At 38.4% G+C, this 25692-nt stretch carries 18 protein-coding genes, 4 tRNA genes and 1 pseudogene; 18 read left to right on the top strand and 5 right to left on the bottom strand.

What is annotated here, in order from left to right:
- Positions 1–59 precede the first annotated feature (59 nt).
- From QAP06_RS02600 to QAP06_RS02655, 12 genes and pseudogenes are all read left to right on the top strand, one after another.
- Positions 60–374, top strand: coding sequence for a histidine triad nucleotide-binding protein (locus tag QAP06_RS02600; protein WP_001100331.1), 315 nt, complete (start codon positions 60–62; stop codon positions 372–374).
- A gap of 18 nt (positions 375–392) precedes the next feature.
- A complete protein-coding gene (locus QAP06_RS02605) occupies positions 393–1715 on the top strand; it encodes an aminotransferase class V-fold PLP-dependent enzyme (protein WP_286466300.1) in 1323 nt (440 codons plus the stop codon).
- Positions 1716–1740: 25 nt separating this feature from the next.
- Entirely contained in the window at positions 1741–2331 is a 591-nt protein-coding gene (locus QAP06_RS02610) for a DUF3972 domain-containing protein (RefSeq protein WP_286466305.1), read from the top strand.
- Between the two features lie 102 nt (positions 2332–2433).
- Positions 2434–4798, top strand: a pseudogene (locus QAP06_RS02615) (molybdopterin guanine dinucleotide-containing S/N-oxide reductase).
- A gap of 160 nt (positions 4799–4958) precedes the next feature.
- Positions 4959–5447: a hypothetical protein gene (locus QAP06_RS02620; RefSeq protein WP_286466309.1), complete on the top strand. Its 489-nt coding sequence runs from the start codon at positions 4959–4961 to the stop codon at positions 5445–5447.
- Positions 5448–5457: 10 nt separating this feature from the next.
- The gene (gene guaA, locus QAP06_RS02625; RefSeq protein WP_286466312.1) at positions 5458–6984 is read left to right on the top strand and encodes a glutamine-hydrolyzing GMP synthase; all 1527 of its coding nucleotides are present in this window, start codon (positions 5458–5460) and stop codon (positions 6982–6984) included.
- 84 nt (positions 6985–7068) lie between these two features.
- A complete protein-coding gene (hpaA2, locus tag QAP06_RS02630) occupies positions 7069–7818 on the top strand; it encodes an HpaA2 protein (RefSeq protein ID WP_286466319.1) in 750 nt (249 codons plus the stop codon).
- A gap of 183 nt (positions 7819–8001) precedes the next feature.
- A tRNA-Pro gene (locus tag QAP06_RS02635) sits at positions 8002–8079 on the top strand.
- Positions 8080–8146: 67 nt separating this feature from the next.
- Positions 8147–8223: transfer RNA gene (locus QAP06_RS02640), tRNA-His, on the top strand.
- 59 nt (positions 8224–8282) lie between these two features.
- Positions 8283–8359: transfer RNA gene (locus tag QAP06_RS02645), tRNA-Arg, on the top strand.
- A gap of 18 nt (positions 8360–8377) precedes the next feature.
- Positions 8378–8454 (top strand) — tRNA-Arg (locus QAP06_RS02650).
- Between the two features lie 588 nt (positions 8455–9042).
- On the top strand, positions 9043–10914 hold the full coding sequence (locus QAP06_RS02655) for a mechanosensitive ion channel family protein (RefSeq protein ID WP_286466329.1): 1872 nt from the start codon (positions 9043–9045) through the stop codon (positions 10912–10914).
- Between the two features lie 2 nt (positions 10915–10916).
- On the opposite strand, the gene cfaS is transcribed toward QAP06_RS02655, so the two are convergent.
- Entirely contained in the window at positions 10917–12086 is a 1170-nt protein-coding gene (cfaS, locus tag QAP06_RS02660; protein WP_286466334.1) for a cyclopropane fatty acid synthase, read from the bottom strand.
- A 168-nt stretch (positions 12087–12254) separates the two neighbouring features.
- Here cfaS and metG point away from each other — a divergent pair, with 168 nt between their 5' ends.
- The 6 genes from metG to speA are packed head-to-tail and all read left to right on the top strand — an operon-like array spanning position 12255 to position 19490.
- Positions 12255–14207: a methionine--tRNA ligase gene (gene metG / locus QAP06_RS02665; protein ID WP_286466335.1), complete on the top strand. Its 1953-nt coding sequence runs from the start codon at positions 12255–12257 to the stop codon at positions 14205–14207.
- Positions 14208–15215: a ferrochelatase gene (locus tag QAP06_RS02670; RefSeq protein ID WP_286466343.1), complete on the top strand. Its 1008-nt coding sequence runs from the start codon at positions 14208–14210 to the stop codon at positions 15213–15215.
- 3 nt (positions 15216–15218) lie between these two features.
- Positions 15219–16004, top strand: a complete 786-nt coding sequence (gene cmoB, locus QAP06_RS02675; protein ID WP_286466348.1) for a tRNA 5-methoxyuridine(34)/uridine 5-oxyacetic acid(34) synthase CmoB — start codon at positions 15219–15221, stop codon at positions 16002–16004.
- Positions 16005–16025: 21 nt separating this feature from the next.
- Positions 16026–16454, top strand: coding sequence for a hotdog domain-containing protein (locus QAP06_RS02680; protein WP_001158316.1), 429 nt, complete (start codon positions 16026–16028; stop codon positions 16452–16454).
- A gap of 4 nt (positions 16455–16458) precedes the next feature.
- On the top strand, positions 16459–17628 hold the full coding sequence (locus QAP06_RS02685; RefSeq protein ID WP_000237281.1) for a glycosyltransferase family 4 protein: 1170 nt from the start codon (positions 16459–16461) through the stop codon (positions 17626–17628).
- A 14-nt stretch (positions 17629–17642) separates the two neighbouring features.
- Complete coding sequence (speA, locus tag QAP06_RS02690) at positions 17643–19490, top strand: arginine decarboxylase (protein WP_058338194.1); 1848 nt, start codon at positions 17643–17645, stop codon at positions 19488–19490.
- 105 nt (positions 19491–19595) lie between these two features.
- Here speA and QAP06_RS02695 read toward each other — a convergent pair whose 3' ends face one another.
- From QAP06_RS02695 to QAP06_RS02710, 4 genes are all read right to left on the bottom strand, one after another.
- On the bottom strand, positions 19596–20489 hold the full coding sequence (locus QAP06_RS02695) for a hypothetical protein (protein WP_286465827.1): 894 nt from the start codon (positions 20487–20489) through the stop codon (positions 19596–19598).
- 102 nt (positions 20490–20591) lie between these two features.
- Positions 20592–22448, bottom strand: a complete 1857-nt coding sequence (locus tag QAP06_RS02700; RefSeq protein ID WP_286466353.1) for a hypothetical protein — start codon at positions 22446–22448, stop codon at positions 20592–20594.
- A 42-nt stretch (positions 22449–22490) separates the two neighbouring features.
- Positions 22491–23744, bottom strand: a complete 1254-nt coding sequence (locus QAP06_RS02705) for a DHH family phosphoesterase (protein WP_286466354.1) — start codon at positions 23742–23744, stop codon at positions 22491–22493.
- An 88-nt stretch (positions 23745–23832) separates the two neighbouring features.
- Positions 23833–25530 carry a DUF262 domain-containing protein gene (locus QAP06_RS02710; RefSeq protein ID WP_286466361.1) on the bottom strand — a complete coding sequence of 566 codons (1698 nt, stop codon included), beginning with the start codon at positions 25528–25530 and terminating at the stop codon, positions 23833–23835.
- Positions 25531–25692: the final 162 nt, after the last annotated feature.

Consider the following 25692-nt stretch of genomic DNA (forward strand, 5'->3'; position numbering starts at 1 on the left):
TTTAAAAAGCTATAATACAACTTTAATAAAAGAAAAACCTTAAAAGGGAGCAAAAAAGCATGAATGTGTTTGAAAAAATAATCAAAGGCGAAATCCCTTGTTCTAAGATTTTAGAAAACGAGCGTTTCTTATCCTTTTATGACATTAACCCTAAAGCTAAAGTGCATGCGTTAGTGATACCCAAACAAAGCATTCAGGATTTTAACGGCATCACCCCAGAGCTTATGGCGCAAATGACAAGTTTTATTTTTGAAGTGGTGGAAAAATTAGGCATCAAAGAGAAGGGTTACAAGCTTTTAACGAATGTGGGTAAAAACGCAGGGCAAGAGGTGATGCATTTGCATTTTCATATTTTAAGCGGAGACAAACATTAAAAGCGTTGGTGGTGTTTTGTGCAAGCGTTTTTAAATAGGAGTTTTGCTCCCTTACTCAACCCTAACGAGAATCCTTTAGAGCAAGTTAAATCCAGTATTATTTTAAAAAAAGGGGTGTCTTATTTTGACTGGGGGGCTTCAGGTTTAGCGAGCGTTTTAGTGGAAAAGCGCGTGAAATCTTTACTGCCTTATTACGCGAACGCTCATTCTGTCGCTTCTAAACATGCGATTTTAATGGGCATGCTTTTAAAAGAGTGCCAAGAAAAGTTGAAGCGTTCTTTAAATTTGAGCGATGGTTATTGCGTCTTGAGTGCGGGGTATGGGGCGAGTTCAGCGATTAAGAAATTTCAAGAAATTTTAGGGGTGTGTATCCCTTCAAAAACGAAGAAAAATTTAGAGCCGTATTTGAAAGATATGGCTTTAAAGCGTGTGATTGTAGGGCCTTATGAGCATCATTCTAATGAGATTAGCTGGCGTGAAGGCTTGTGTGAAGTGGTGCGTATCCCTTTAAATGAACATGGTTTATTGGATTTAGAAATTTTAGAGCAAACTTTAAAAAAATCCCCTAACAGCCTGGTTTCTATGAGCGCGGCTTCTAATGTAACCGGACTGCTCACGCCCTTAAAAGAAGTTTCATCATTGTGTAAGAAATATAAGACCACTTTAGCTTTGGATTTAGCGAATTTTAGCGTGCATGCTAACCCTAAAGATTGCGAATACCAAACCGGTTTTTATGCGCCTCATAAGCTTTTAGGGGGTATTGGAGGGTGCGGTCTTTTAGGCATTTCTAAAGATTTGATTGACACTCAAATCGCCCCGAGTTTTAGCGCAGGGGGCGTGATTAAATACGCTAATCGCACACGGCATGAATTTATTGATGAATTGCCTTTAAGAGAAGAGTTTGGCACGCCAGGATTGTTGCAATTTTACAGGAGCGCTCTAGCGTATCAATTGAGAGATGAATGCGGTTTGGATTTTATCCATAAGAAAGAAAACAACCTTTTAAGAGTGCTCATGCATGGCTTAAAAGACTTGCCCGCTATTAATATTTATGGGAATTTAACAGCGAGTCGTGTGGGGGTAGTGGCTTTTAATATTGGGGGGATTTCGCCCTATGATTTAGCGAGAGTTTTAAGCTATGAATACGCTATTGAAACCCGGGCAGGTTGCTCTTGCGCGGGGCCTTATGGGCATGATTTATTGAATCTTAACGCTCAAAAGTCAAGCGATTTTAACGCTAAACCCGGATGGCTTAGAGTGAGCTTGCATTTCACGCATTCCATAAACGATATTGATTATTTGCTGGACAGCTTGAAAAAAGCGGTTAAAAAATTGCGTTAAGCTAAAACTATTTTTAAGGAAAAATTTGGATATTTTAGATTTGAACAAAGCGCAAGCGGTGCAACCAAATGAGCAAGAGGTAGAGGATAAAGAGCGAGAGTTAAAAGAGCCGGTGGTTTTAGAAGATTTGAGCGCTTTAGCATGGCTTGAATTAGAAGAGTTTAGCCGCCTTTCAGGGCTTCCTAAAGAAAGGATCTTGGAATTAGTGAATCTTGGTAAAATCAAGAGCAAAATAAGCCACAACAAGCTTTTAATTGATGCGAGCAGCGGGACAAACGCTTTAATCAAAAAGGTAGAAAATAATTTGATTTCTATGGATATGAACGGGCGTTCTTTAGAACCTGTGTTTATGGAAAAGACCATTAACACGATTTTAAACTTGCATGATAAGGTCATTAGCGCTAAAGATGAAACGATTTCAGCCTTTAAAAATGAAAACATGTTTTTAAAAGACGCTTTAATCTCTATGCAAGAAGTCTATGAAGAAGATAAAAAAACCATCGATCTTTTGCGAGATGAACTCAATCAAGCGAGAGAAGAAATTGAATTTATGAAGAGGAAATACCGCTTGATGTGGGGGAAAGTCGCTGACATGAGCAGCGTGAATAAAAAGTAGTTTAAATTAACGCCCATGCTGAGGGCTTATTAGCGGTAATTTTAGGTGAATCTATGTTAGAATTTGGGGTGTTTTAACAGAATGCAAGCTTGAAGGAGAACCATGTCCATTTCACGCAGAAGTATCCTAACAAAAATCCCAATCGCGCTCGCTAGTGCTAATGTTTTGAAAGCTGTTGGTGTTTTTGAAAAAGTAGAATCCATTCCGCATGCAACGCATTTTGGCCCCTTTATCGCAAAGGTTCAAAATGGAGTAATTAAAGATATTGTCCCCCAAAAGAGCGATTATAACCCTACCATGATGTTAAAAGCGATGGCAGATAGGGTGTATTCAGATAGTAGGGTGAAGTATCCTTGCGTGCGTAAGAGCTTTTTAGAAAACAAAAAAAACCACAAAGAATTGCGCGGGAGAGAAGAGTTTGTGCGCGTGAGTTGGGATGTGGCGTTGGATTTAGCGGCTAAAAAGCTTAAAGAAATCCCTAAAGAAAACATCTATAATGCCAGTTATGGCGGCTGGGGGCATGCGGGTAGCTTGCATCGTTGTCATCATTTAGCATGGCGTTTTTTTAACACGACTTTAGGGGGGGCTATTGGCGCGGCTGCAAGAATAAACCCTATGATTGTAGGGGATGGAAGTTTATTCGCAACAAACCACTCATGAAGAGATGATTAAAAATTGTAAGGTGTATGTCATGTGGGGGGCGGATTTATTCAAGTGCAACCGCATTGATTATTTTGTGCCAAACCATGTCAATGACAGCTACTACCCTAAGTATAAAAGAGCTGGTATTAAATTCATCAGTATCGATCCCATTTATACCGAAACCGCTCAAGCCTTCAGTGCTGAATGGATACCCATCCGCCCTAATACTGATGTAGCGTTAATGCTAGGCATGATGCATTATCTTTATACGAGCAACCAATACGATAAAGCGTTTATCGCTAAATGCACTGATGGTTTTGATAAATTTTTACCCTATTTGCTAGGAGAGAGCGATAATGTGCCTAAGACTTTAGAATGGGCGTCTCAAATCACTGGAGTGAGTGCAGAAAAAATCAAAGAATTAGCGGATTTATTTGTCTCTAAGCGCACTTTTTTAGCGGGTAATTGGGCCATGCAAAGAGCTCAGCATGGCGAGCAACCGGATTGGGCGTTAATTGTTTTAGCCAGTATGATTGGTCAAGTGGGCTTATCTGGTGGGGGCTTTGGCTTTTCTATGCATTATGGAGGAAACGCTCAAGCGAGCTCTGGGGCAAGAATTGTTCCTATGATTTCGCAAGGGCATAATTCTGTAAAAAGCGTTATTCCAGCATCTAGAATTTCTGAAGCGATTTTGAATCCGGATAAAGAAATTGATTTTATGGGTAAAAAACTTAAATTACCTAAAATCAAAATGATCTACAATTGCGGGACGGATTTGTTGGGGCATGAAGCTGATACAAACGAGCTGATTCGCGCTTTAAGGACCTTAGATTGCGTGATCGTGCATGAGCCTTGGTGGACGCCTACGGCAAAATTTGCTGATATTGTCTTTGCTTCCACTAGCACTATGGAAAGAGATGATATTACTTTTGGAGGGAGTTATTCTAAAAATGTGGTTTATGCCATGCGTAAGGTGGTAGAGCCTGTTTATGAATCTAAAGACGATTATGAAATTTTCAGACAGCTTGCTTTACGCATTGGGGGCAATGAAACAGAGCAGAAATTCACGGAATCTAAGAGTTACATGGAATGGATTAAGAGCCTTTATGAAAAAAGCGATGGCCCTACTTTGAAATCGTTTGATCAATTTTGGAGGGATGGCTTTGTGGAGTTTGAAATCCCTGAAAATGCGAGAAAGTTTGTGCGTCATGCGAAATTCAGGCAAGACCCTATTAATAATAAGCTGGATACAGAGAGCGGGAAAATTCAAATTTTTTCTCAAAAATGCGCGGATTTTAAATTGGCCGATTTTAAAGGGCATCCTACTTGGTTTGAGCCAGCTGAGTGGTTAGGCTCTAAAATGGCTGAGACTTATCCGTTCCATTTAATCTCTCCGCACCCAAAATACCGTGTCAATTCACAGCTTGATAACACTTGGGTTAGGAATGTGTATAAAATTCAAGGCAGAGAGCCTGTAATGATCAACGAACTAGACGCTAATAAATTAGGCATTAGGCATGGTGAAATTGTAGAAGTGTTTAACGCTAGGGGGAGGTTGTTAGCAGGAGCGTTTGTAACTAAGAATATCCGTCAAGGGGTTTTGAGTATCCAAAAAGGGGCGTGGTATGACCCAGAAGATGTCAGGGTTAGAAACCCACGATGCAATGGAGGGCATGTGAATACGCTCACTTCTTTGCGCCCCACAAGCAGCATGACACAAGCCATTTCAGCCAATACCGCCTTAGTTAATATCAGAAGACTTAGAAAGTATGAACTGGTCAAGCCCTATCATTCCATTTCAACACCAAGCATTATTGGGGCTTAAAAAAAGTGAACATACTAGCATGAGAGTGTTTTAGAAAGACTTAAACGCTAAAGACTTGACCACTAGCCAAGCTGAAGCGTAATTCTCAATTTTTATATTATAATACCCAATCAATGTGTTTAATTTCTGTTTTCAATATTGACGCTTATAAGGATAAAAGATGAATATTTTTCAAACGAGTTTGAAATGTTGCATGGGGTTGGTTTTGTCTATGGGAGTCTTATTAGGGGATTCTAAAGCTTTTAAGATTAGGGTGGATAAAAGTTTAACCCCGCCCTTTTTGAATGTGCTTTCATTAGCTTTTAAACAAGACATGAGAAAAGAGATCGTTTTTGTGGTTACCAAAAGCAACAAATTGAGTAAAAAGGTGCTTTGTGATTTTGACGCTTTTTTATTGCCTGAGGCTCTGATGAGCGGCATGCCTGAAAAAGCGCTATTCCATAAGGAGTTTTTATTCCAATCTAAAGAAAATAAAACGCTCTATGCGTTTTCGCTGATTGATACTCAATATTGCTCAAAAGGTGGAAATTACAGATACGAATTAGAAAAATTAGAACGCTGGTTTGTGCAAAAAGTGCCCGCATTGGCTGAAAGCTATAGGGTGAATTACAAGAATCAATACAATAAAACACAGATCCCACAAAAATAAAGAATGAGCGATGATTTTAGTATTAGATTTTGGGAGCCAATACACACAGCTGATTGCTAGAAGATTGAGAGAGAGCGGGATTTATACAGAAATAGTCCCTTTTTTTGAAAGCATAGAAAACATTCAAAAAAAAGCCCCTAAAGGTTTGATTTTGAGTGGGGGGCCAGCGAGCGTGTATGCTAAAGACGCTTACAAGCCTAGTGGGAAAATCTTTGATTTAAATGTGCCGATTTTAGGGATTTGCTACGGCATGCAGTATTTGGTGGATTTTTTGGGGGGGGTAGTGGTTGGTGCGAACGAGCAAGAATTTGGTAAGGCTGTTTTAGAAATCACCCAAGATTCTGTGATTTTTGAAGGCGTGAAAACCAAAAGCCTTGTGTGGATGAGTCATATGGATAAAGTCATAGAACTGCCTAAAGGCTTCACTACCCTTGCAAAAAGCCCTAATTCCCCCCATTGCGCGATTGAAAACGGCAAGATTTTTGGCTTGCAATTCCACCCAGAAGTCGTTCAAAGCGAAGAAGGGGGTAAGATTTTAGAAAATTTTGCCCTTTTGGTTTGTGGCTGTGAAAAAACTTGGGGGATGCAGCATTTCGCTCAAAGAGAAGTTGCAAGGTTGAAAGAAAAAATTGCTAACGCTAAGGTTTTGTGCGCGGTGAGTGGGGGCGTGGATTCTACGGTGGTCGCTACGCTGTTGCACAGAGCCATTAAGGATAATTTGATCGCTGTTTTTGTGGATCATGGCTTGTTGCGTAAAAATGAAAAAGAAAGGGTGCAAGCGATGTTTAAAGACTTGCAAATCCCTTTAAACACGATAGACGCTAAAGGAATCTTTTTGTCTAAATTAAAGGGCGTGAGCGAGCCTGAATTGAAGCGAAAAATCATCGGCGAAACCTTTATTGAAGTGTTTGAAAAAGAAGCCAAGAAGCACCATTTAAAAGGCAAAATTGAGTTTTTAGCCCAAGGCACTTTATACCCTGATGTGATTGAATCCGTGAGCGTTAAAGGGCCTTCAAAAGTGATCAAAACCCACCATAATGTGGGCGGACTGCCTGAATGGATGGATTTTAAACTCATAGAGCCTTTAAGGGAATTGTTTAAAGATGAGGTGCGTTTGTTGGGTAAGGAATTGGGCGTTAGCCAGGATTTTTTAATGCGCCACCCCTTTCCAGGGCCTGGACTTGCGGTAAGGATTTTAGGCGAAGTCAGCGAGAGTAAGATCAAACGCTTGCAAGAAGCGGATTTTATTTTTATAGAAGAGCTTAAAAAAGCCAATTTGTATGACAAGGTTTGGCAGGCTTTTTGCGTGCTGTTGAATGTCAATTCTGTGGGGGTTATGGGGGATAATCGCACTTATGAAAACGCTATTTGTTTAAGAGCGGTGAATGCGAGCGATGGCATGACAGCGAGCTTTTCATTTTTGGAGCATTCTTTTTTAGAAAAGGTTTCTAATCGTATCACTAATGAAGTGAGCGGTATCAATAGGGTGGTGTATGATATTACTTCTAAGCCACCAGGAACGATTGAATGGGAATGATTATCTTAAAAAATAGCACTAAAAGTGGGATTTTTTGGGTAAGATTAGGAATTGATTTTAAAGAAAAAGAAAGAAAGGAAGTTAATGAAAAAAGGTAGTTTGGCAATCGTTTTAGGATCGTTATTAGCGAGTGGGGCGTTTTATACGGCTCTAGCTGATGGAATGCCTGCAAAGCAACAGCACAATAATATGGGCGAGTCTGTGGAGTTGCATTTCCACTATCCTATTAAAGGCAAGCAAGAGCCTAAAAATGGTCATTTAGTCGTTTTAATCGATCCTAAGATAGAAGCTAATAAGGTTATCCCTGAAAATTATCAAAAAGAGTTTGAGAAGTCTTTATTCCTCCAATTGAGCAGTTTTTTAGAGAGAAAAGGCTATAGCGTTTCGCAATTTCAAGATGCTAGCGAAATCCCTCAAGACATCAAAGAAAAAGCGTTGCTCGTTTTACGCATGGATGGGAATGTGGCTATCTTAGAAGATATTGTAGAAGGGAGCGATGCGATTAGCGAAGAAAGAGTGATAGACATGTCTTCAGGGTATTTGAACTTGAATTTTGTTGAGCCAAAAAGTGAAGATATTATCCATAGTTTTGGTATTGATGTTTCAAAGATTAAGGCTGTGATTGAAAGAGTGGAATTGAGCCGTGCCAATTCTGGAGGTTTTGTCCCCAAAACTTTTGTGCATAAGATTAAAGAAACCGACCATGACCAAGCCATTAGAAAAATCATGAATCAAGCCTATCACAAAGTGATGGTGAATATCACCAAAGAGTTAAGCAAAAAACACATGGAACATTATGAAAAAGTTTCTAGTGAAATGAAAAAACGGAAGTAGTTTTAAGAAACAAAAAGCTTAAAAATCATTGAGAGCTGTTTTTAAAAAGTAGCTTTTTAAAAGGGTGGGGGAGTTGGAATTAATACAATTTTTGAGTTCCGCTTTTGATTTTAGCGGCATTTTTGAAAAATCACACTCAAAAATCAGAAAATTCAGCTATAATAGTGCTTCATGTGAAAATTTCGGGGCGTAGCGCAGTCTGGTTAGCGCACTTGGTTTGGGACCAAGGGGTCGAAGGTTCGAATCCTTTCGCCCCGACCACTTTTTTGCATAATTTATTGTTCTGTTTAAAATTCTTTGGTAGAATGTCGCTTCCTTTCATTGAATGGTGGGAGTAGCTCAGTCGGTTAGAGCATCAGATTGTGGTCCTGAGGGTCGTGGGTTCAATTCCCATCTTCCACCCCATCTCATTAAATAAGCGTTTTACCAAATTTATATTAGTCGTTTCTTTATTTGAATTGTAAGCGTTCGTAGCTCAATTGGATAGAGCACCAGACTTCGGATCTGGGGGTTAGGGGTTCGACTCCCTTCGGGCGCACCACCTAACGCTAAGTATCATGCGCTTGTAGCTCAGCTGGATAGAGCAACAGCCTTCTAAGCCGTAGGTCGCAGGTTCGAGTCCTGCCAAGCGCACCACTTTTGACATTCTTTAAAGAGGAGTTATGGATTCTTTAGAGTGGGGATTACTCATTTTTTTGATTCTTGTTTTTCTAGTAGGCATAGGATACTACATTTTTATGGTTTTTTCTTCTAAAGATTGATCATCAAAATAGCCCGATTACAAGTGATAGGGTTGGAAATCTCTAAAACACAAATCTTGCATGAAGACATTAATAAAAGCGGTTATAAAAACCTAAAAAATGAGAAATATGTAAGAATAAAAGACATGCACATTATCCGTGACTTTATCGCACCGAACAGGGAAAGCTTTTTGACTACGACCTATGCAAAATCCTACTATAAAAATATTAAATAAAGCAAGACTTGTTAAAAATTAAGGCTGTATTTTAATTGTAAAATGTAAAAATACTCAAAACACATCGCATCAAGCGACATAGCGATCTAAAAAAAGGCTCACAATTGAGCTAAAGCCCGCTTTTTAGGGATAAACAAAAAGCGTTTTCAAATTGCATGGGTAACTTTATGGGGTGAAGCGTTTCTAATTTTTGGTATAATCGCTAGAAATTGTGAGAAAAATTTTATCTTGTTTGAGTGGGGTTTCGCATGCGTTTATTATTGTGGTGGGTATTGGTATTATCGCTCTTTTTAAATCCTTTGAGAGCGGTTGAAGAGCATGAAACAGATGCGGTGGATCTGTTTTTAATTTTCAATCAAATCAACCAGCTCAATCAAGTCATTGAAACTTACAAAAAAAACCCTGAAAGAAGCGCTGAAGTCTCTCTGTATAACACCCAAAAGAATGATTTGATTAAAAGTTTGACTTCTAAAGTGTTGAATGAAAGGGATAAAATTGGCATTGATATCAATCAAAATTTAAAAGAGCAAGAGAAAATCAAAAAGCGTTTGTCTAGAAGCATTAAGGGCGATAATTTCTACACTTTCATGAAAGATAGATTGTCTTTAGATATTTTGTTGATAGATGAAATTTTGTATCGTTTTATAGATAAAATCAGGAGCAGTATTGATATTTTTAGCGAACAAAAAGATGTGGAAAGTATCAGCGATGCTTTCCTTTTGCGTTTAGGGCAATTCAAACTCTACACTTTCCCTAAAAATTTAGACAATGTCAAAATGCATGAATTAGAGCAGATGTTTAGCGATTATGAATTGCGTTTGAACACTTATACCGAAGTCTTGCGTTACATTAAAAACCACCCTAAAGAAGTGCTTCCTAAAAACCTGATCATGGAAGTGAATATGGATTTTGTGTTAAACAAAATCAGCAAGGTCTTGCCTTTCACGACCCATAGTTTGCAAGTGAGTAAGATTGCACTTGCTTTGATGATTTTAGCCTTATTGTTGGGCTTAAGGAAGTTGATCACTTGGCTTTTAGCTTTATTGCTGGATTGGATTTTTGAAATCATGCAACGCAATAAAAAAATGCATGTCAATGTGCAAAAAAGCATTGTTTCGCCGGTTTCTGTCTTTTTAGCCCTGTTTAGTTGCGATGTGGCTTTAGACATTTTCTACTACCCTAACGCATCGCCCCCTAAAGTTTCTATGTGGGTGGGTGCGGTGTATATCATGCTTTTAGCATGGTTAGTGATAGCGCTTTTTAAAGGCTATGGGGAAGCGTTAGTTACGAATATGGCTACCAAAAGCACGCACAATTTTAGAAAAGAAGTGATCAACTTGATTTTAAAAGTCGTGTATTTTTTGATCTTTATTGTCGCGCTTTTAGGGGTTTTGAAACAACTGGGGTTTAATGTTTCAGCCATTATCGCTTCTTTAGGGATTGGGGGGTTAGCGGTGGCTTTGGCGGTTAAAGATGTGTTGGCGAATTTTTTTGCTTCTGTCATTTTATTATTAGACAATTCGTTTTCTCAAGGGGATTGGATCGTGTGCGGTGAAGTGGAGGGCACGGTGGTGGAAATGGGGTTAAGACGCACCACGATCAGAGCCTTTGATAACGCTCTTTTGTCCGTGCCTAATTCAGAATTAGCCGGAAAACCCATCAGAAATTGGAGCCGTCGTAAAGTGGGAAGGCGTATTAAAATGGAAATAGGCTTAACTTATAGCTCCAGTCAAAGCGCTTTACAGCTTTGCGTGAAAGACATTAAAGAAATGTTAGAAAACCACCCTAAAATCGCCAATGGAGCCGATAGCGCTTTGCAAAACGCGAGCGATTACCGCTACATGTTTAAAAAAGATATTGTTTCTATTGACGATTTTTTAGGGTATAAAAACAATCTGTTTGTCTTTTTGGATCAATTTGCGGACAGCTCTATTAATATTTTGGTGTATTGCTTTTCTAAGACGGTGGTTTGGGAAGAGTGGCTAGAAGTCAAAGAAGACGTGATGCTAAAAATCATGGGGATTGTAGAAAAGCACCATTTGAGTTTTGCTTTCCCATCACAGAGTTTGTATGTGGAGAGTTTGCCAGAAGTTAGCCTAAAAGAAGGGGCTAAAATCTGAAATTATTGGTAGATGTATTCTTTGGTTAAGGGGAAAGTGTTATCCACGCTGTTGGTTAAAAGCAATTGGAATAAATCCGCGCTCCCTACCCTAAAGGCGGACGCGCAAGTTCTTAAATACAGATCCCACATGCGGATAAAGCGTTCATCATAGCCGAGTCTTTTCACTTGATCTAGATTGTGGTTGAAGTTGTCTCGCCAAATGTCTAAAGTCTTAGCGTAATGGATGCGTAAGCTTTCAGCCATGAGCAAGTGGAAGTCGCATTCGCTCATCACGCTCATCACTTCTCTTAAAGAGGGCAAGTAGCCGCCCGGGAAGATGTATTTATCCACCCATGCGTTAGTCTTGCCTTCAAAACAGCATAAAATGGAGTGGAGCAAAAACATCCCACCCGTTTTTAACACTTCTTTAACTTTTTTGAAATAAAAGGGCAAATTATCCTTACCCACATGCTCAAACATGCCCACGCTCACTACCTTATCAAAGCGGTACAAACGCCCGTCTAAATCCTGGTAATTCAATAATTTGATCGTTACTTTATTCTCTAACCCTAGCTCTTGGACTCGTTTGTTAGCCTGTTTGTATTGCTCGCTAGAAATGGTGATCCCCATCACTTCCGCCCCGTATTCTTGTGCAGCTTTTACAGAGAGATAGCCCCAACCACAGCCTATATCCAGCAGTTTTTCGCCCGGCTTTAGGTGGAGCTTTTTTAAAGTGTGATCTAATTTTTGGAGCTGGGCGGCATGGAGGGTGTCATCGTCTTTTTTGAAATACGCGCATGAATAGCTTAAGGTTTCATCTAGCCAGATAGAATAAAAGTCATTCCCTAGATCGTAATGTTTAGAAATGTTGGAGCTTTCTTTAAGGGGTTTTTGGATAGCTTTAGCGTTGTCATGTTTGTGCAAATGCTCATAATTGGTTTGCAAATACAAAGAATGCATCACCTCATCCATAGAGCCTTCAATATCAATCACGCCGTCCATATAAGCCTCAGCGATCGTCAAAGACATGTCTTTTTTAATATCGCTAAATTTTAAGGGGCGATGGATTTTAAGGGTGAATTTAGGCGAATGTTCGCCATTCCTATAAACGCTATTATCCCAAAAAACGACCTGATAATCGCCGTTTTTCCACTGCTTGAACATGTTTTTGAGCAAAAATTTTGAAATCATCTGTCTATTCCTTAACTTATTTTTCAATTTTTTGAGCGTTAATTATAATGAATTTTAAGCTAAAAACACCCCACAAATAAGCATAAATGCAACCTCTATTCTCTAAATTTTTAAAAGCATGTTAAAATTAAGAGATTTAAACAAATTTAAGGTAACACGATTATAAAGATGCAAAAATCACTGATCACAACCCCCATTTATTATGTGAATGATATTCCCCATATTGGCCATGCTTATACGACTTTGATTGCGGACACTTTAAAGAAGTATTACACGCTTCAAGGCGAAGAAGTCTTTTTTTTAACCGGCACCGATGAGCATGGGCAAAAGATCGAACAAAGCGCGAGATTGAGAAATCAAAGCCCTAAAGCTTACGCTGATAGCATTAGCACGATTTTTAAAAACCAGTGGGATTTTTTCAATTTAGATTATGATGGTTTTATCCGCACCACAGACAGCGAGCATCAAAAATGCGTGCAAAACGCCTTTGAAATCATGTTTGAAAAAGGGGATATTTATAAAGGCGCTTATAGCGGGTATTATTGCGTGAGTTGTGAGAGTTATTGCGCGATCTCTAAAACGGACAATACGAACGATAAAGTCTTATGCCCTGATTGCTTGAGAGAAACCACGCTTTTAGAAGAAGAGAGTTATTTTTTCAGATTGAGCGCGTATGAGAAGCCTTTATTGGATTTTTACGCTAAAAACCCTGAAGCGATTTTGCCCGTTTATCGTAAAAATGAGGTAACTTCTTTTATTGAGCAGGGTTTATTGGATTTGTCTATCACGCGCACGAGCTTTGAATGGGGCATTCCTTTGCCTAAAAAAATGAACGATCCTAAACATGTGGTGTATGTTTGGTTGGACGCTTTATTGAATTATGCGAGCGCGTTAGGGTATTTGAATGGTTTAGACAATAAAATGGCGCATTTTGAACGCGCTAGGCATATTGTGGGTAAGGATATTTTACGCTTCCATGCTATTTATTGGCCAGCTTTTTTGATGAGTTTGAATCTGCCCTTATTCAAACAGCTTTGCGTGCATGGGTGGTGGACGATAGAGGGCGTGAAAATGAGTAAGAGCTTGGGTAATGTTTTAGACGCTCAAAAAATTGCTATGGAGTATGGGATTGAAGAATTACGCTATTTTTTATTGCGTGAAGTGCCTTTTGGGCAAGATGGGGATTTTTCTAAAAAAGCGTTAATAGAAAGGATCAATGCGAATTTGAACAACGATTTGGGGAATTTGCTGAATCGTTTGCTAGGCATGGCTAAAAAATATTTCAATTATTCTCTAAAAAGCGCCAAAATCACCGCTTATTATTCTAAAGAGCTAGAAAAAGCGCATCAAATTTTAGACAACGCCAATTCTTTTGTGCCTAAAATGCAATTGCATAAAGCTTTAGAAGAATTGTTTAACATTTATGATTTTTTAAACAAACTCATCGCTAAAGAAGAGCCGTGGGTTTTGCACAAAAACAACGAATCAGAAAAACTAGAAGCCTTATTGAGTTTGATCGCAAACGCGCTTTTGCAATCAAGCTTTTTACTCTATGCGTTCATGCCAAAGAGCGCTGTGAAATTAGCGAGCGCTTTTCATGCAGAAATCACGCCCAATAATTACGAACGCTTTTTTAAGGCTAAAGAATTACAAGATATGATTTTACAAGACACCGAACCTTTATTTTCAAAAATGGAGAAAATTGAAAAGACTGAAAAAGCGGGAGAAATCCCACCAGAAAAAAACGAAAAAGAAAAAAAAGATAGAAAAGAAAAAGCCCCACTAAAACAAGAAAACTATATCAGCATTGAGGATTTTAAAAAAGTAGAGATCAAAGTGGGGCTTATCAAAGAAGCTCAAAGGATTGAAAAATCCAATAAATTACTGCGCTTGAAAGTGGATTTAGGCGAAGGTTATTTGAGGCAGATTATTTCAGGGATCGCTTTGGATTATGAGCCTGAAAGTTTGGTGGGTCAAATGGTGTGCGTGGTGGCTAATTTAAAACCCGCAAAGCTTATGGGTGAAATGAGTGAGGGCATGATTTTGGCGGTGCGAGATAGCCATAATCTGGCTTTAATTAGCCCTACCAGAGAAAAAATTGCAGGAAGTTTGATCAGCTAAATGCGATTAGGGGTGAATGAAGCCGTAGAATTGAGTTTGGGCGAATTGCAAAACACGCCCTCAATCAGCTATTTTAATTCTATTGTTTTGTCTTTAAACAAAGTCCAAAAAGGCTCTTTATTTGTAGCCAAAGATCACACTCTCATTCCTAAAGCTTTAGAGTTAGGGGCTTATGGGATTTTATATACAGGAGAATATCCTTTAAGCGATAGGGATGTGGCATGGATCAAGCTTAAAGATATAGAGCATTCTTTGAATCATTTGTTTAAATTTTGTTTGTTGAATGAGCGCGTGGTCGGGGTGCTGTTAAGCCCCATAGAATTAGAGATCGCTTCTAAAATCATCATGAGCGATTTTGTGTGGTGCTTGAAAGAGAGCCTTGAAGATTTATTCATTATAGAGGGGTGTAAAATAGCCTTTTTTGATAAATTGGAGTGGCTCCATTTGTTTTATAAGCAAGAGCGCTTGAAAGAAGATTTAAAGGAAAGCCGTTTAAGCGTTCTCAACCAATCGTTTTTTTGCAACGCTTTAGTCTATGAAAAACAAGAATACGAATTCAAAATGCCATGCATCTTTTTAGAGCCTTTAAAAAGGGTGATTCAATTGTGCGAGAAATTACAAATTGAGTTTGATTTGAATCTTTTAGGCAAAAAAGAATGCCCACTAGATCATTGCAAACCCTTTTTTGTGAATAAAAATTTAGAAATAGCCCCCTATGGTGCAACGGCAAGGGTGGTTGTCGCTGAGGCGTCAAAAGAATTGTTTGAAATGATGCTTCAAAAAGCCCTTGAGACTTTATCGTGGGGGAAAATTGTCGTGTTTTGTCGTAAAAACAGCACGGCTTTCTTTGAAAAAAATAACCCTTATTGTTACACCACTCAAAACAACTTAAAAGAGCAATTAAGAAATTTAGCGTTTAATTTCGCTTTTATTTATGGGATTAGCTCTCATCATTTAGAATCCCTTTTAAACCCCCCTCTTTTTAAAAAAACCCCCACGCTATGGTAAGTCATGCTCATTTGTAACGACAATCTCAATCCAAAAACCCTTTTAGAAGAAATCATGGCGTTAAGGCCATGGCGTAAAGGCCCTTTTAAAATTTCTCAAATCAAGATTGATAGCGAATGGGATAGCTCCATTAAATGGGATCTGGTCAAAAACGCCACTCCTTTAAAAGATAAGGTTGTGGCTGATGTGGGTTGCAATAACGGCTATTACTTGTTTAAAATGCTAGAACATGGGCCTAAAAGTTTGGTGGGGTTTGATCCGGGCGTTTTAGTCAAAAAACAATTTGAATTTTTAGCCCCCTTTTTTGATAAAGAAAAAAAAATCATTTATGAGTCTTTAGGGGTAGAGGATTTGCATGAAAAATATTCTAACGCTTTTGATGTCATTTTTTGCTTAGGGGTGCTATACCACAGAAAAAGCCCGCTAGAGGCTTTAAAAGCCTTGTATCATGCTTTAAAGATAAAAGGGGAGTTGGTGTTGGATACTTTAATCATTGATTCGCCCTTAGACATCGCCCTTTGCCCTAAAAAAACTTATGCTAAAATGAAAAATGTTTATTTTATCCCCAGTGTTGGCGCGCTAAAAGGGTGGTGCGAAAGGGTAGGGTTTGAAAATTTTGAGATTCTTAGCGTCTTAAAGACCACGCCTAAAGAACAGCGTAAAACGGATTTTATTTTGGGGCAGAGTTTGGAAGATTTTTTGGATAAAACAGATCCCTCTAAAACTTTAGAGGGGTATGACGCTCCTTTAAGGGGGTATTTTAAAATGCTTAAACCAAGCAAGCGTTAGTTTTTATAAAGGATTAAGATAGTGCAAGAATCAGTCGTTCGTGTGGATTATGACTCTTTAGAGACTTGTAAGAATTTCAAACCAAGCGTTGGCACTGAATTGGTCGTTTTAGAAAAAGATATAGCCCATGCGCGTTTCAAGGGCAATGAAAGCATGGTGTATGAAGAAAATTTTGTGCATGCCGGGTTTGTGCTGATTGCGTGCAATTATGCGGCCTTGTGCGCGTTGAATAAAAGACACAGCGTGGTGGTTTCTAATAACATCAATTTTTATGCCCCCCTAGAATTGAATCAAGAAGCGCTCATTAAAGCGCAAGTGATTCAAGATGGCGTGAAAAAAGCTGAAATCAAAATAGAGGCGTTTGTGTTAGACATTCAGGTTTTAGAGGGAATGATAGAAATCGTGGTGTTTGATAAAAAGCCTTTTAAATTCAATTTTAAAGAAGAGTAGTTCAATGGTTATTGTTTTAGTCGTGGATAGCTTTAAAGACACCAGTAATGGCACTTCTATGACGGCGTTTCGTTTTTTTGAAGCACTGAAAAAAAGAGGGCATGTTATGAGGGTGGTTGCCCCTCATGTGGATAATTTAGGGAGTGAAGAAGAAGGGTATTACAACCTTAAAGAGCGTTATATCCCCCTAGTTACAGAAATTTCACACAAACAACACATTCTTTTTGCTAAACCGGATGAAAAAATCTTAAGAAAGGCTTTTAAGGGAGCGGATATGATCCATACTTATTTGCCTTTTTTGCTAGAAAAGACAGCCGTAAAAATCGCGCGAGAAATGCAAGTGCCTTATATTGGTTCTTTCCATTTACAGCCAGAGCATATTTCTTATAACATGAAATTGGGGTGGTTTTCTTGGTTTAACATGATGCTTTTTTCGTGGTTTAAATCTTCGCATTACCGCTATATCCACCATATCCATTGCCCGTCAAAATTCATTGTAGAAGAATTAGAAAAATACAACTATGGAGGGAAAAAATACGCTATTTCTAACGGCTTTGATCCCATGTTTAGATTTGAACACCCGCAAAAAAGCCTTTTTGACACCACGCCCTTTAAAATCGCTATGGTAGGGCGCTATTCTAATGAAAAAAATCAAAGCGTTTTAATCAAAGCGGTTGCTTTAAGCAAATACAAACAAGATATTGTATTATTACTCAAAGGCAAAGGGCCTGATGAGAAAAAAATCAAACTTTTAGCCCAAAAACTAGGCGTGAAAACGGAGTTTGGGTTTGTCAATTCTAATGAATTGTTAGAGATTTTAAAAACTTGCACCCTTTATGCGCACACAGCCAATGTGGAAAGCGAAGCGATTGCGTGTTTAGAGGCTATTAGTGTGGGGATTGTGCCTGTTATTGCTAATAGCCCTTTAAGCGCGACCAGGCAATTTGCGCTAGATGAACGATCGTTATTTGAGCCTAATAACGCTAAAGATTTGAGCGCTAAAATAGACTGGTGGTTAGAAAACAAGCTTGAAAGAGAAAGGATGCAAAACGAATACGCTAAAAGCGCTTTAAATTACACTTTAGAAAATTCAGTCATTCAAATTGAAAAAGTTTATGAAGAAGCGATCAGAGATTTTAAAAATAACCCCCATCTCTTTAAAACCCTATCGTAACAAAAGGATAAAAAATGCAAGAAGTCCATGATTATGGGATTAAATTTTGGAGTAATAACGAATTTAAGATAGAAAAAGGCTTGGTTAAAGTTTGTCATGGCAAAAACCCCTCGCTTTTAGAAATCGTTCAAAGCGTGCGCGATAAGGGCTATAGAGGGCCTTTGTTGGTGCGATTCCCCCATTTGGTGCAAAAACAAATCAAAAGCCTGTTTGATGCGTTTTCTTCAGCGATTAAAGAGTATCAATACAGCGGGGCTTTTAAGGCGGTTTTCCCTTTAAAAGTCAATCAAATGCCTTCGTTTGTTTTCCCTTTAGTGCAGGGGGCTAAGGGTCTGAATTACGGGTTAGAGGCCGGGAGTAAATCTGAACTCATTATTGCGATGAGTTACACCAACCCCACAGCCCCTATCACCGTGAATGGCTTTAAAGACAAAGAAATGATTGAGCTTGGCTTCATCGCTAAAAGCATGCAGCATGAAATCACTTTAACGATTGAGGGTTTGAATGAGTTAAAAACCATTATCGCCGTGGCTAAACAAAACGAGTTTTTAGCCTGCCCTAAAATTGGCATTCGCATCCGTTTGCACAGCACTGGCACTGGCGTTTGGGCAAAGAGTGGGGGGATCAATTCTAAATTTGGTCTTAGCAGCACTGAAGTTTTAGAAGCGATGCGCCTTTTAGAAGAAAACGACTTGTTAGAGCATTTCCACATGATACATTTCCACATAGGCTCTCAAATCAGCGATATTTCGCCCTTAAAAAAGGCTTTAAGAGAAGCGGGTAACTTGTATGCAGAATTGCGTAAAATGGGCGCTAAAAATCTTAATAGCGTGAATATTGGAGGGGGGTTAGCCGTAGAATACACCCAACACAAGCACCACCAAGATAAAAACTACACTTTAGAGGAATTCAGCGCTGATGTGGTGTTTTTATTGAGGGAAATTGTGAAAAATAAGCAGGAAATAGAGCCGGATATTTTCATTGAATCAGGCCGTTATATTTCCGCTAACCATGCCGTTTTAGTGGCCCCGGTGTTAGAATTGTTTTCGCATGAATACAATGAAAAATCCCTAAAAATCAAAGAAAATAATAACCCTCCTTTGATTGATGAAATGCTAGACTTGCTTGCTAATATCAATGAAAAAAACGCCATTGAATACTTGCACGATAGTTTTGATCACACCGAGTCGCTATTCACGCTTTTTGATCTGGGTTATATTGATTTGATTGACAGGAGCAACACTGAAGTTTTAGCCCATTTGATCGTCAAAAAAGCGGTGCAATTGCTTTATGTTAAGGATCATAACGATATTTTACGCATTCAAGAGCAGGTCCAAGAGCGCTATTTATTGAATTGCTCGTTTTTCCAAAGCTTGCCGGATTATTGGGGCTTGAGACAGAATTTCCCGGTCATGCCCTTGAATAAATTAGACGAAAAGCCCACCAGGAGCGCGAGCTTGTGGGATATTACTTGCGATAGCGATGGGGAAATCGCTTTTGATTCCACAAAGCCCTTGTTTTTGCATGATATAGATATAGATGAAGAAGAATACTTTTTAGCGTTCTTTTTAGTGGGAGCGTATCAAGAAGTTTTAGGCATGAAGCACAATTTATTCACGCACCCTACGGAATTTAGCGTGGTTTTTGATGAAAAAGGTGATTATGAAGTGGAAGATATTTGCGAAGCCCAAACGATTTTAGATGTGCTAGACGATTTGGACTATGACACTAAAGAAATTGAGCGCCTTTTAAAACAAAAAATTGAAGACAACAACCAACTGGACATGGAAGAAAAGAAAGAAATCATGGGGCGCTTGTATGTCATGCTGAGCGAAAACGGGTATCTGCGCACGATTTCTTAAAGAGCGCTACAAAGGATTTAAACGACTTTAATCGCTATCAATCAATAAAAGAAAAATAAAAGAGAAAAAGAGAGAATAAAAGAGAGCCGCCCCACAGGGGGGGGGTTATTCTTTTAACTCTGCCTCCTCTTTATCTAAATTAGCGAGATGCTCATCAACCTCTTTAGTAGTTGCTAGTCCAATATTGTTAAAAATGTCTTTTAGCAAGTTTTTAGTAAGACCCGCACAGCTTAAACCATACTTATTGATACCGCCATCGCATAAGAGTTGCGCCACAAACATCGCCTCATTTTTGTTTTTAGGTAAAGTCGTAGCCCAAAAACCATCAGGAGAAAAGTCGTTAAGTTCTTTTTCAAACTCCTTATTACCCTCCGCATATCCTTTAATCACGCCACAGAATAAAGTCGTTGCAACTCTATCCAAGTTGTCAAATGTCGTAAGGTCGCATTTTTCCACATCTCGGCTTTCAATCATAGCACTCCACTCCGCGTCGCTATGCTTATTTAAACCCTCCGCATAATAAAGAGCGGTAAGAATGATAGCGACCGCTTGATTACCACTACCCTCAAAAAACATAGGAGAGAATAACGCCCCAAGCCTACTTTTTCTCTCGCTTAAAGTATAATCCTCCGCAATAATCTCAAAGCTAGTCTTATCATCAGTAGTCTTAAATCCAAAAGCGAGTTTAAACCTATCCTCTTTAGGAGTAGTAGTCCTTTCTTTAACACTCGGACCGCTCGTAACGATTTTAATCCCTTTTAACAAATCCTCTCCGCTTGTTTCAGCGTGATTATTCGCAACTTCATTCAAAGGCACTTCCTTAAACCATTTTAAGAATTTTTCGCTATTGAAAGCGTAAGTGGCTTCGTTGCCTTTTTGGCTCCTTAAGGTTACACGATTAAACCCAATATTAATGACTTTAGCCTCCACCACTTTGCCGTTGATTGTGGCTTTGACCGACGCTCCTACTTTTAACTGATTTTCGTTTTGAAAACCCATAAAATACTCCTTGATAAAAAATTTTAAAATCCGCTATAATCATCCGTTCAATGTCCTTTATCTTTTCAGCATGGCTTTTTCCTCCTTGTTGTGGTGTGAATTTTATTTAAAATTTCCATGTCTATTGCCCTTAAGATCGTTTTGAAAGCGGTAAGCGCCATTAAAAATACAGCCAGTCAATATTTCTTCAATTTGCGATAATTCCGCATTTTTTAGCGCTTCTCTGGGCACTTCAACGATCAGTTTAGTTTGCGATAATCGCACACACTCTAACGCTTCCTCTCTAGATTCAAAACTCCCCAATTCCCCAATATGGTTGAGGAACTGCTCGCTCATAGGTCTATCCATGTCAATCACAAGATCAAAGGTAACATAAAGCGACTGAACGCTCAAAGAATCCCCAACAATAAAAGTAAAATTAAGCGTGTCATCAAGCGTGTTGTGTTGGATATTGTCTATTAGCGCGTAGTTAAGCTCTAATTTTTCTACTTGCTTTATCGCTATTACGATGTCTTTAGAAAGAGAAGCGCTGATTTTTTCTAATTGCTTTAACAAATCTTTAGGCGGGATAAAACCACGATCCATATCAGCGTCTATCACGCTTAAAATCGTTCTTTTATCCACTATTTGATGACGCTTTAAATCGCTAGCGATTTTGTTGATTTGAAGGTTTTGTTTATAGCTTTGTTTTGACGCTCTCTCTTTTTCTCGCCATTTAATGACTTCCCTCTCTTCTTGTTCTATGTCCGCAACATCAAAGATTTTAGGATAACCACGATTTTGTTTCATTCTGATAAAACTTTTAATGCTCTCTTCAAGATGTTCGCGAAAATCATCAAAACCACCGCCAGATTGTGGCATATAAAGCGCTTCTATTTGAGTTTTAGCGATTTCATTAAACTCCATGCCGTTATGTTTATCAGGGTGTTTTGAAAAGAATGCGGCTAGTTTGTTTTTAAGAGCGTTGAGGGATTGTTCTAATTGATTGGGTATTGAGAATTTGATGTCTGAGAAGCTATCTTGTGTCTTGTTAAAGTCCTCACCCGGTGAAGCGTTGATTAATTCTATAGAGCCTTTGCTTCCACAATAACAGATCGCTTGTTGGTTGAATATTTGCACTAACACCAATAAATAGTCCATTAAATTAAATACAATAGTAGGCTCATTAGCGAACACCAAAAAGCTCGTTTCTTCATGGGGTAAAAAAGGATCTTGCGGGTTGTCTTTTAAAGAGTTAAGCGTTTGAACAAACCCTATAAAATCACGCTTGCTCTCTAAATACGATTGTAACTTTTTCGCTCTTTCTGTATTTTGCTTGGGGGTGTATCGGTATTTAGCGACAAACTCCTTACTAGACATAAAGTCTTTCACGCTCGCCTTAGCGTTATTTTTTAAAAATCTGTCCATAAAATGCTTCCCCAATAAAAAACAAAGCCTCCTATAAAGGTAATTATTGCCTTTAAAGAAGTCCTTAATCAAAATGGGTTTATCCCAATCCACTTTAACCGATTTGTCCTGCCAATAAAGTAAGCGCGTTCTTAACTGAGCCAGTTTATCAGTGCTAGATTGAATGCAACCGCTTTTAGCTGCCCCTATCAGTAATTTTTGCTCATCATTATTGAAATCTCTGTAAAAAGCGTCTTTAAAGGGTTTAAAGGCTGAGATGATCCCAAAGGGTAGCCCGCTTTTGATTTTCTCACACACCTTTTTAAGATCGCCGCTTTTAGCCGTTTCGTTCTTAATAGCCGAAGACTTCGTGTTAGAAACTTCAAGGGTGCTGTTTTTAGCTTTAGAGGCTTTCTCTCTCCCAATGATCTCCTTAACGAATCGCTTCGCTCCATTTTGAGCCACTTCTCTAGCCACAAAATCCTTTTCAAAATCTTGTAACAAATAGTAGTATCTGGTTGGCTTCCCGTTTTCATCATTCAATAACAATAAAAAATCATAATCCATTAACATGTCAAGTCCTTTTTTAAAATCCATCCTTAGCGTTATTTGACCTTATAAGGCTTGTAAGCTTTTTATCACTTTTTTAAAATCCTCTTTTGCAAAGCTCAACCCAAAAGCTTCCTCATGCCCGCCAGCTTGTATTAAAGGAATGGTTTTAATCTGGCTTAAAAAATCCCCATCACCTCTAGCGCTACCGCTATACCCGTCTTTATTGTCTTTATAGATACAAAGGGAGCGATTGAAAGGGTATTTTTTTAAAAAGTTATTGGCCACTAAACCGCTGATACCCCATTTAACAGAGCAGCTTTCATCTAAAAGAGCCACTAATATTTTGTTGCAAGAAAAAATTTGAGCGTTTTCTTCGCCTTCTTTCACCATTTTCTTTTTAATGTCGTTGTATCTTTTGAATTCCTTAACATTAAAGACGCTTAAGCGTGGATCGTTTATGGGATTGAAATGCTTTAAAACCAGATAATGCAAATAGCTATCATAACAACCCTTAAACTCTCTAGCCCCACTCAAACGGCTTAAAGCGTTGATGTAATTGATGCAATTAAAGCCGTATAAGTTAGAAATCTCATCTAAATCGTCTTGGGCTAAAGAAAGATCTTTGTCTTTGAAAAAGCATTGAATGCGCTCATGTTTAACTCGCACTAAATTCAAAACCATATCCAAATTATCCCCATGATCCAAATCAATGCAATCGCTTAAAAGCGTGATAGCGATCAATTCGTTTTCTAAAGGAGTGGTTTGCGTTTGAAAGATTTGACCAAAGACTAAAGCGCTTGTGAAAGCCCCGCTATAATAGTTAGCGTCTTTTTCATCATTCAGGTTAATGTAGGCGATTTTATTTTTATCAATCAAATCAACTTCAAAACTCTTATGGTGGTCTGTGATGATGCATTGTTCAAAATGTTCTAATAAGATTTTTTGTAATTCTATGTTAGAAACTAAATCTGCCCCCAAATCAGCGCTAAACAATAAGGGGTCTTTTTGAAATTGGTTTTTAATGTGATCTAGGCGGACTAATTGGTTGGTTTTAGGGTTAAAGATGCAAGGTTGAGACAATAAATCATTTATGGCTAAATCAGTGAAACCATAGCCATGCGCATTCCTTAAGGGGCTAAAGAAAAAGAAATCTTTAATACCCAATCTGTAACACATAGACATTAAAACGCTGCCAGCCAACATGCCATCACAATCATTGTCTGTATAGAAAACAATGGGGCGGTGTTGTTTGGCTTCTTTTAAGAAGTCTTTAAAAATCCTTTTCTTTGACATCTTTAATAGCTCTTTTTTAGGCATTGATCACCTCTTTGTTGTTTTGATGCTTAGCAATCTTTAATCATTCTAGATCAAAATCATCTTCACATTCCTCTTCAAATTCTTCTTCTTACCCTTCTATGTGTAAAATGGGCGTGATAATTCCATACAAAAAGTCGTATCGCTCTTGGAGAGACTTCTCATTCCACTTCCTATAGTTGCTATACAATTCTTTAGTGATGTCATAACAGCTAATCACTTTGCTTGGGTCTTTGCCGCCATAAATTTTTCTTTTTTCATCAAAATCCCCATTTAAAGCTTTTGCGTTCTTTTTGCGCTTTAAAAGGGTTAAATTCGCGATATTATTTACCCATTTTTCTCTTTTTTCTTTGTCAAAATCTGCGTTCCATTGACTGCCTTTTTTGGGCTTTTGGGGCAAAATATGCTCCACTTGGGTTTCGGCATCCATAACGATAAAATGAGGTTTCTCTTCATCTGCCATGAAATAATTAGCTAGGGCTAAGACAGGACGCACCCATTTGCTAGGATAAACAGAAGGGCTATCCCATAAGTTATAGCGGTATTGGTTAAAGGTGTTATAAGAGTCGATGTTATTCAATATAAGCTCTTTGATGGTTTTAACGCTCTTATTGCTTTTAACGTTTTTGATAATGTTGATGCTCGTTTGCTTGATGCGCGTGATCGTGCCTCCTGCAATCCAAGTTTGGTAATAATAAGACACCAAAAGCTTTTTCAAAGCGTCAAAATCAGGGTATTTGACATAAAGGGCGGTCGTTAAAATGCTGGCCCAATACCTAGAGGGGAGATACCTCAATAAATAGATGTGTCGGTCTTGTTTTTTTAGCAATGCGGTATAGGCTTTCATGAACTCGCTGACCTCATAGATGAACCCGCAAGCGTCTTTTTTGCTGTCTTTGAATACCTTTTTTAATCCCTTATCGGCTCTCTTTTTAGAAACGCTAGGATCAGCGTACTCCAAATACATGTTAAAAAAGTCTTCCAAATCAATATCTATGCCTTCAACGCTCTTGCAAGCTTCAACCAATTTGTCCCAAGTGGTTATAAAATCCTTACGCTTTTCACTATCTTGTTTGATTTCTTGCATTAAATTGGATTTTAAAATATCAATAGGGCTTAAGGGTTGGCCTCTATCGTTTAGCACTTGAAAGATTTGCATCGCGCTGTCTTGATCAAAACAAATGATCCTGGTCAACCTAATATGTTCATAAAACCACTTGACAAAATCATCCATATCGCTTATTGAACCATTTTCCACGCTCTCATTCAATAGCTCTCTAAAATAATAAGCGTTACGCAAATAAGTGTTTTCTTCAAATTTTTTATTCAACTCGCTCTTTTTAATGTTGTCTTCAAACTCCAAATGGTTTAACACCGTGTTTTCAAAAATGCTATTGTAATTTTGAGCGGTTAAGAACTTCAGACGCTCTTTTTCTTTATCGTATTTATCATAAATACTCCCTTCAATAAAATCTTTAGATTTTTGCTCTAACCTGTGTTTATAAAGCCTTAAAATCGTGCAAGCCAGAATGATAAAACTCGTTAACCGCTGTTGGCCATCCACAACATCCCATCTTTTATCTTTTGGATTTTCAGTGATCACAATAGAGCCGCAAAAATATTCATCTTCTCTATTGTTTGTATAGCTGCCCACTAAATCATCAATCAAAGCCCCTAAATGATCCTTATCCCACACATAAGGGCGTTGGTAATCGGGAACCTGATAAAAATATTCAGCATCCACTAAAATTTGATGGAGTTTTTTTAACTCCACTTCTACTTTTGCCATTATCTTCTCCTTGTATTGAATTTAACTCTGTAAGCCCCACTGATTTAAAAATGGGGCTTATGGAATCAAATGGTTTAAAAAGATTGCGGTGTGGGTTAATGAAAAGGTTAATAGTAGAGGGAATAATAAAGAGTAAAAGATTTTTAAATAGGTTTTGGTAAA

It is taken from the genome of Helicobacter pylori (genome assembly GCF_030323545.1).
Taxonomy (GTDB): Bacteria; Campylobacterota; Campylobacteria; order Campylobacterales; family Helicobacteraceae; genus Helicobacter; species Helicobacter pylori_CO.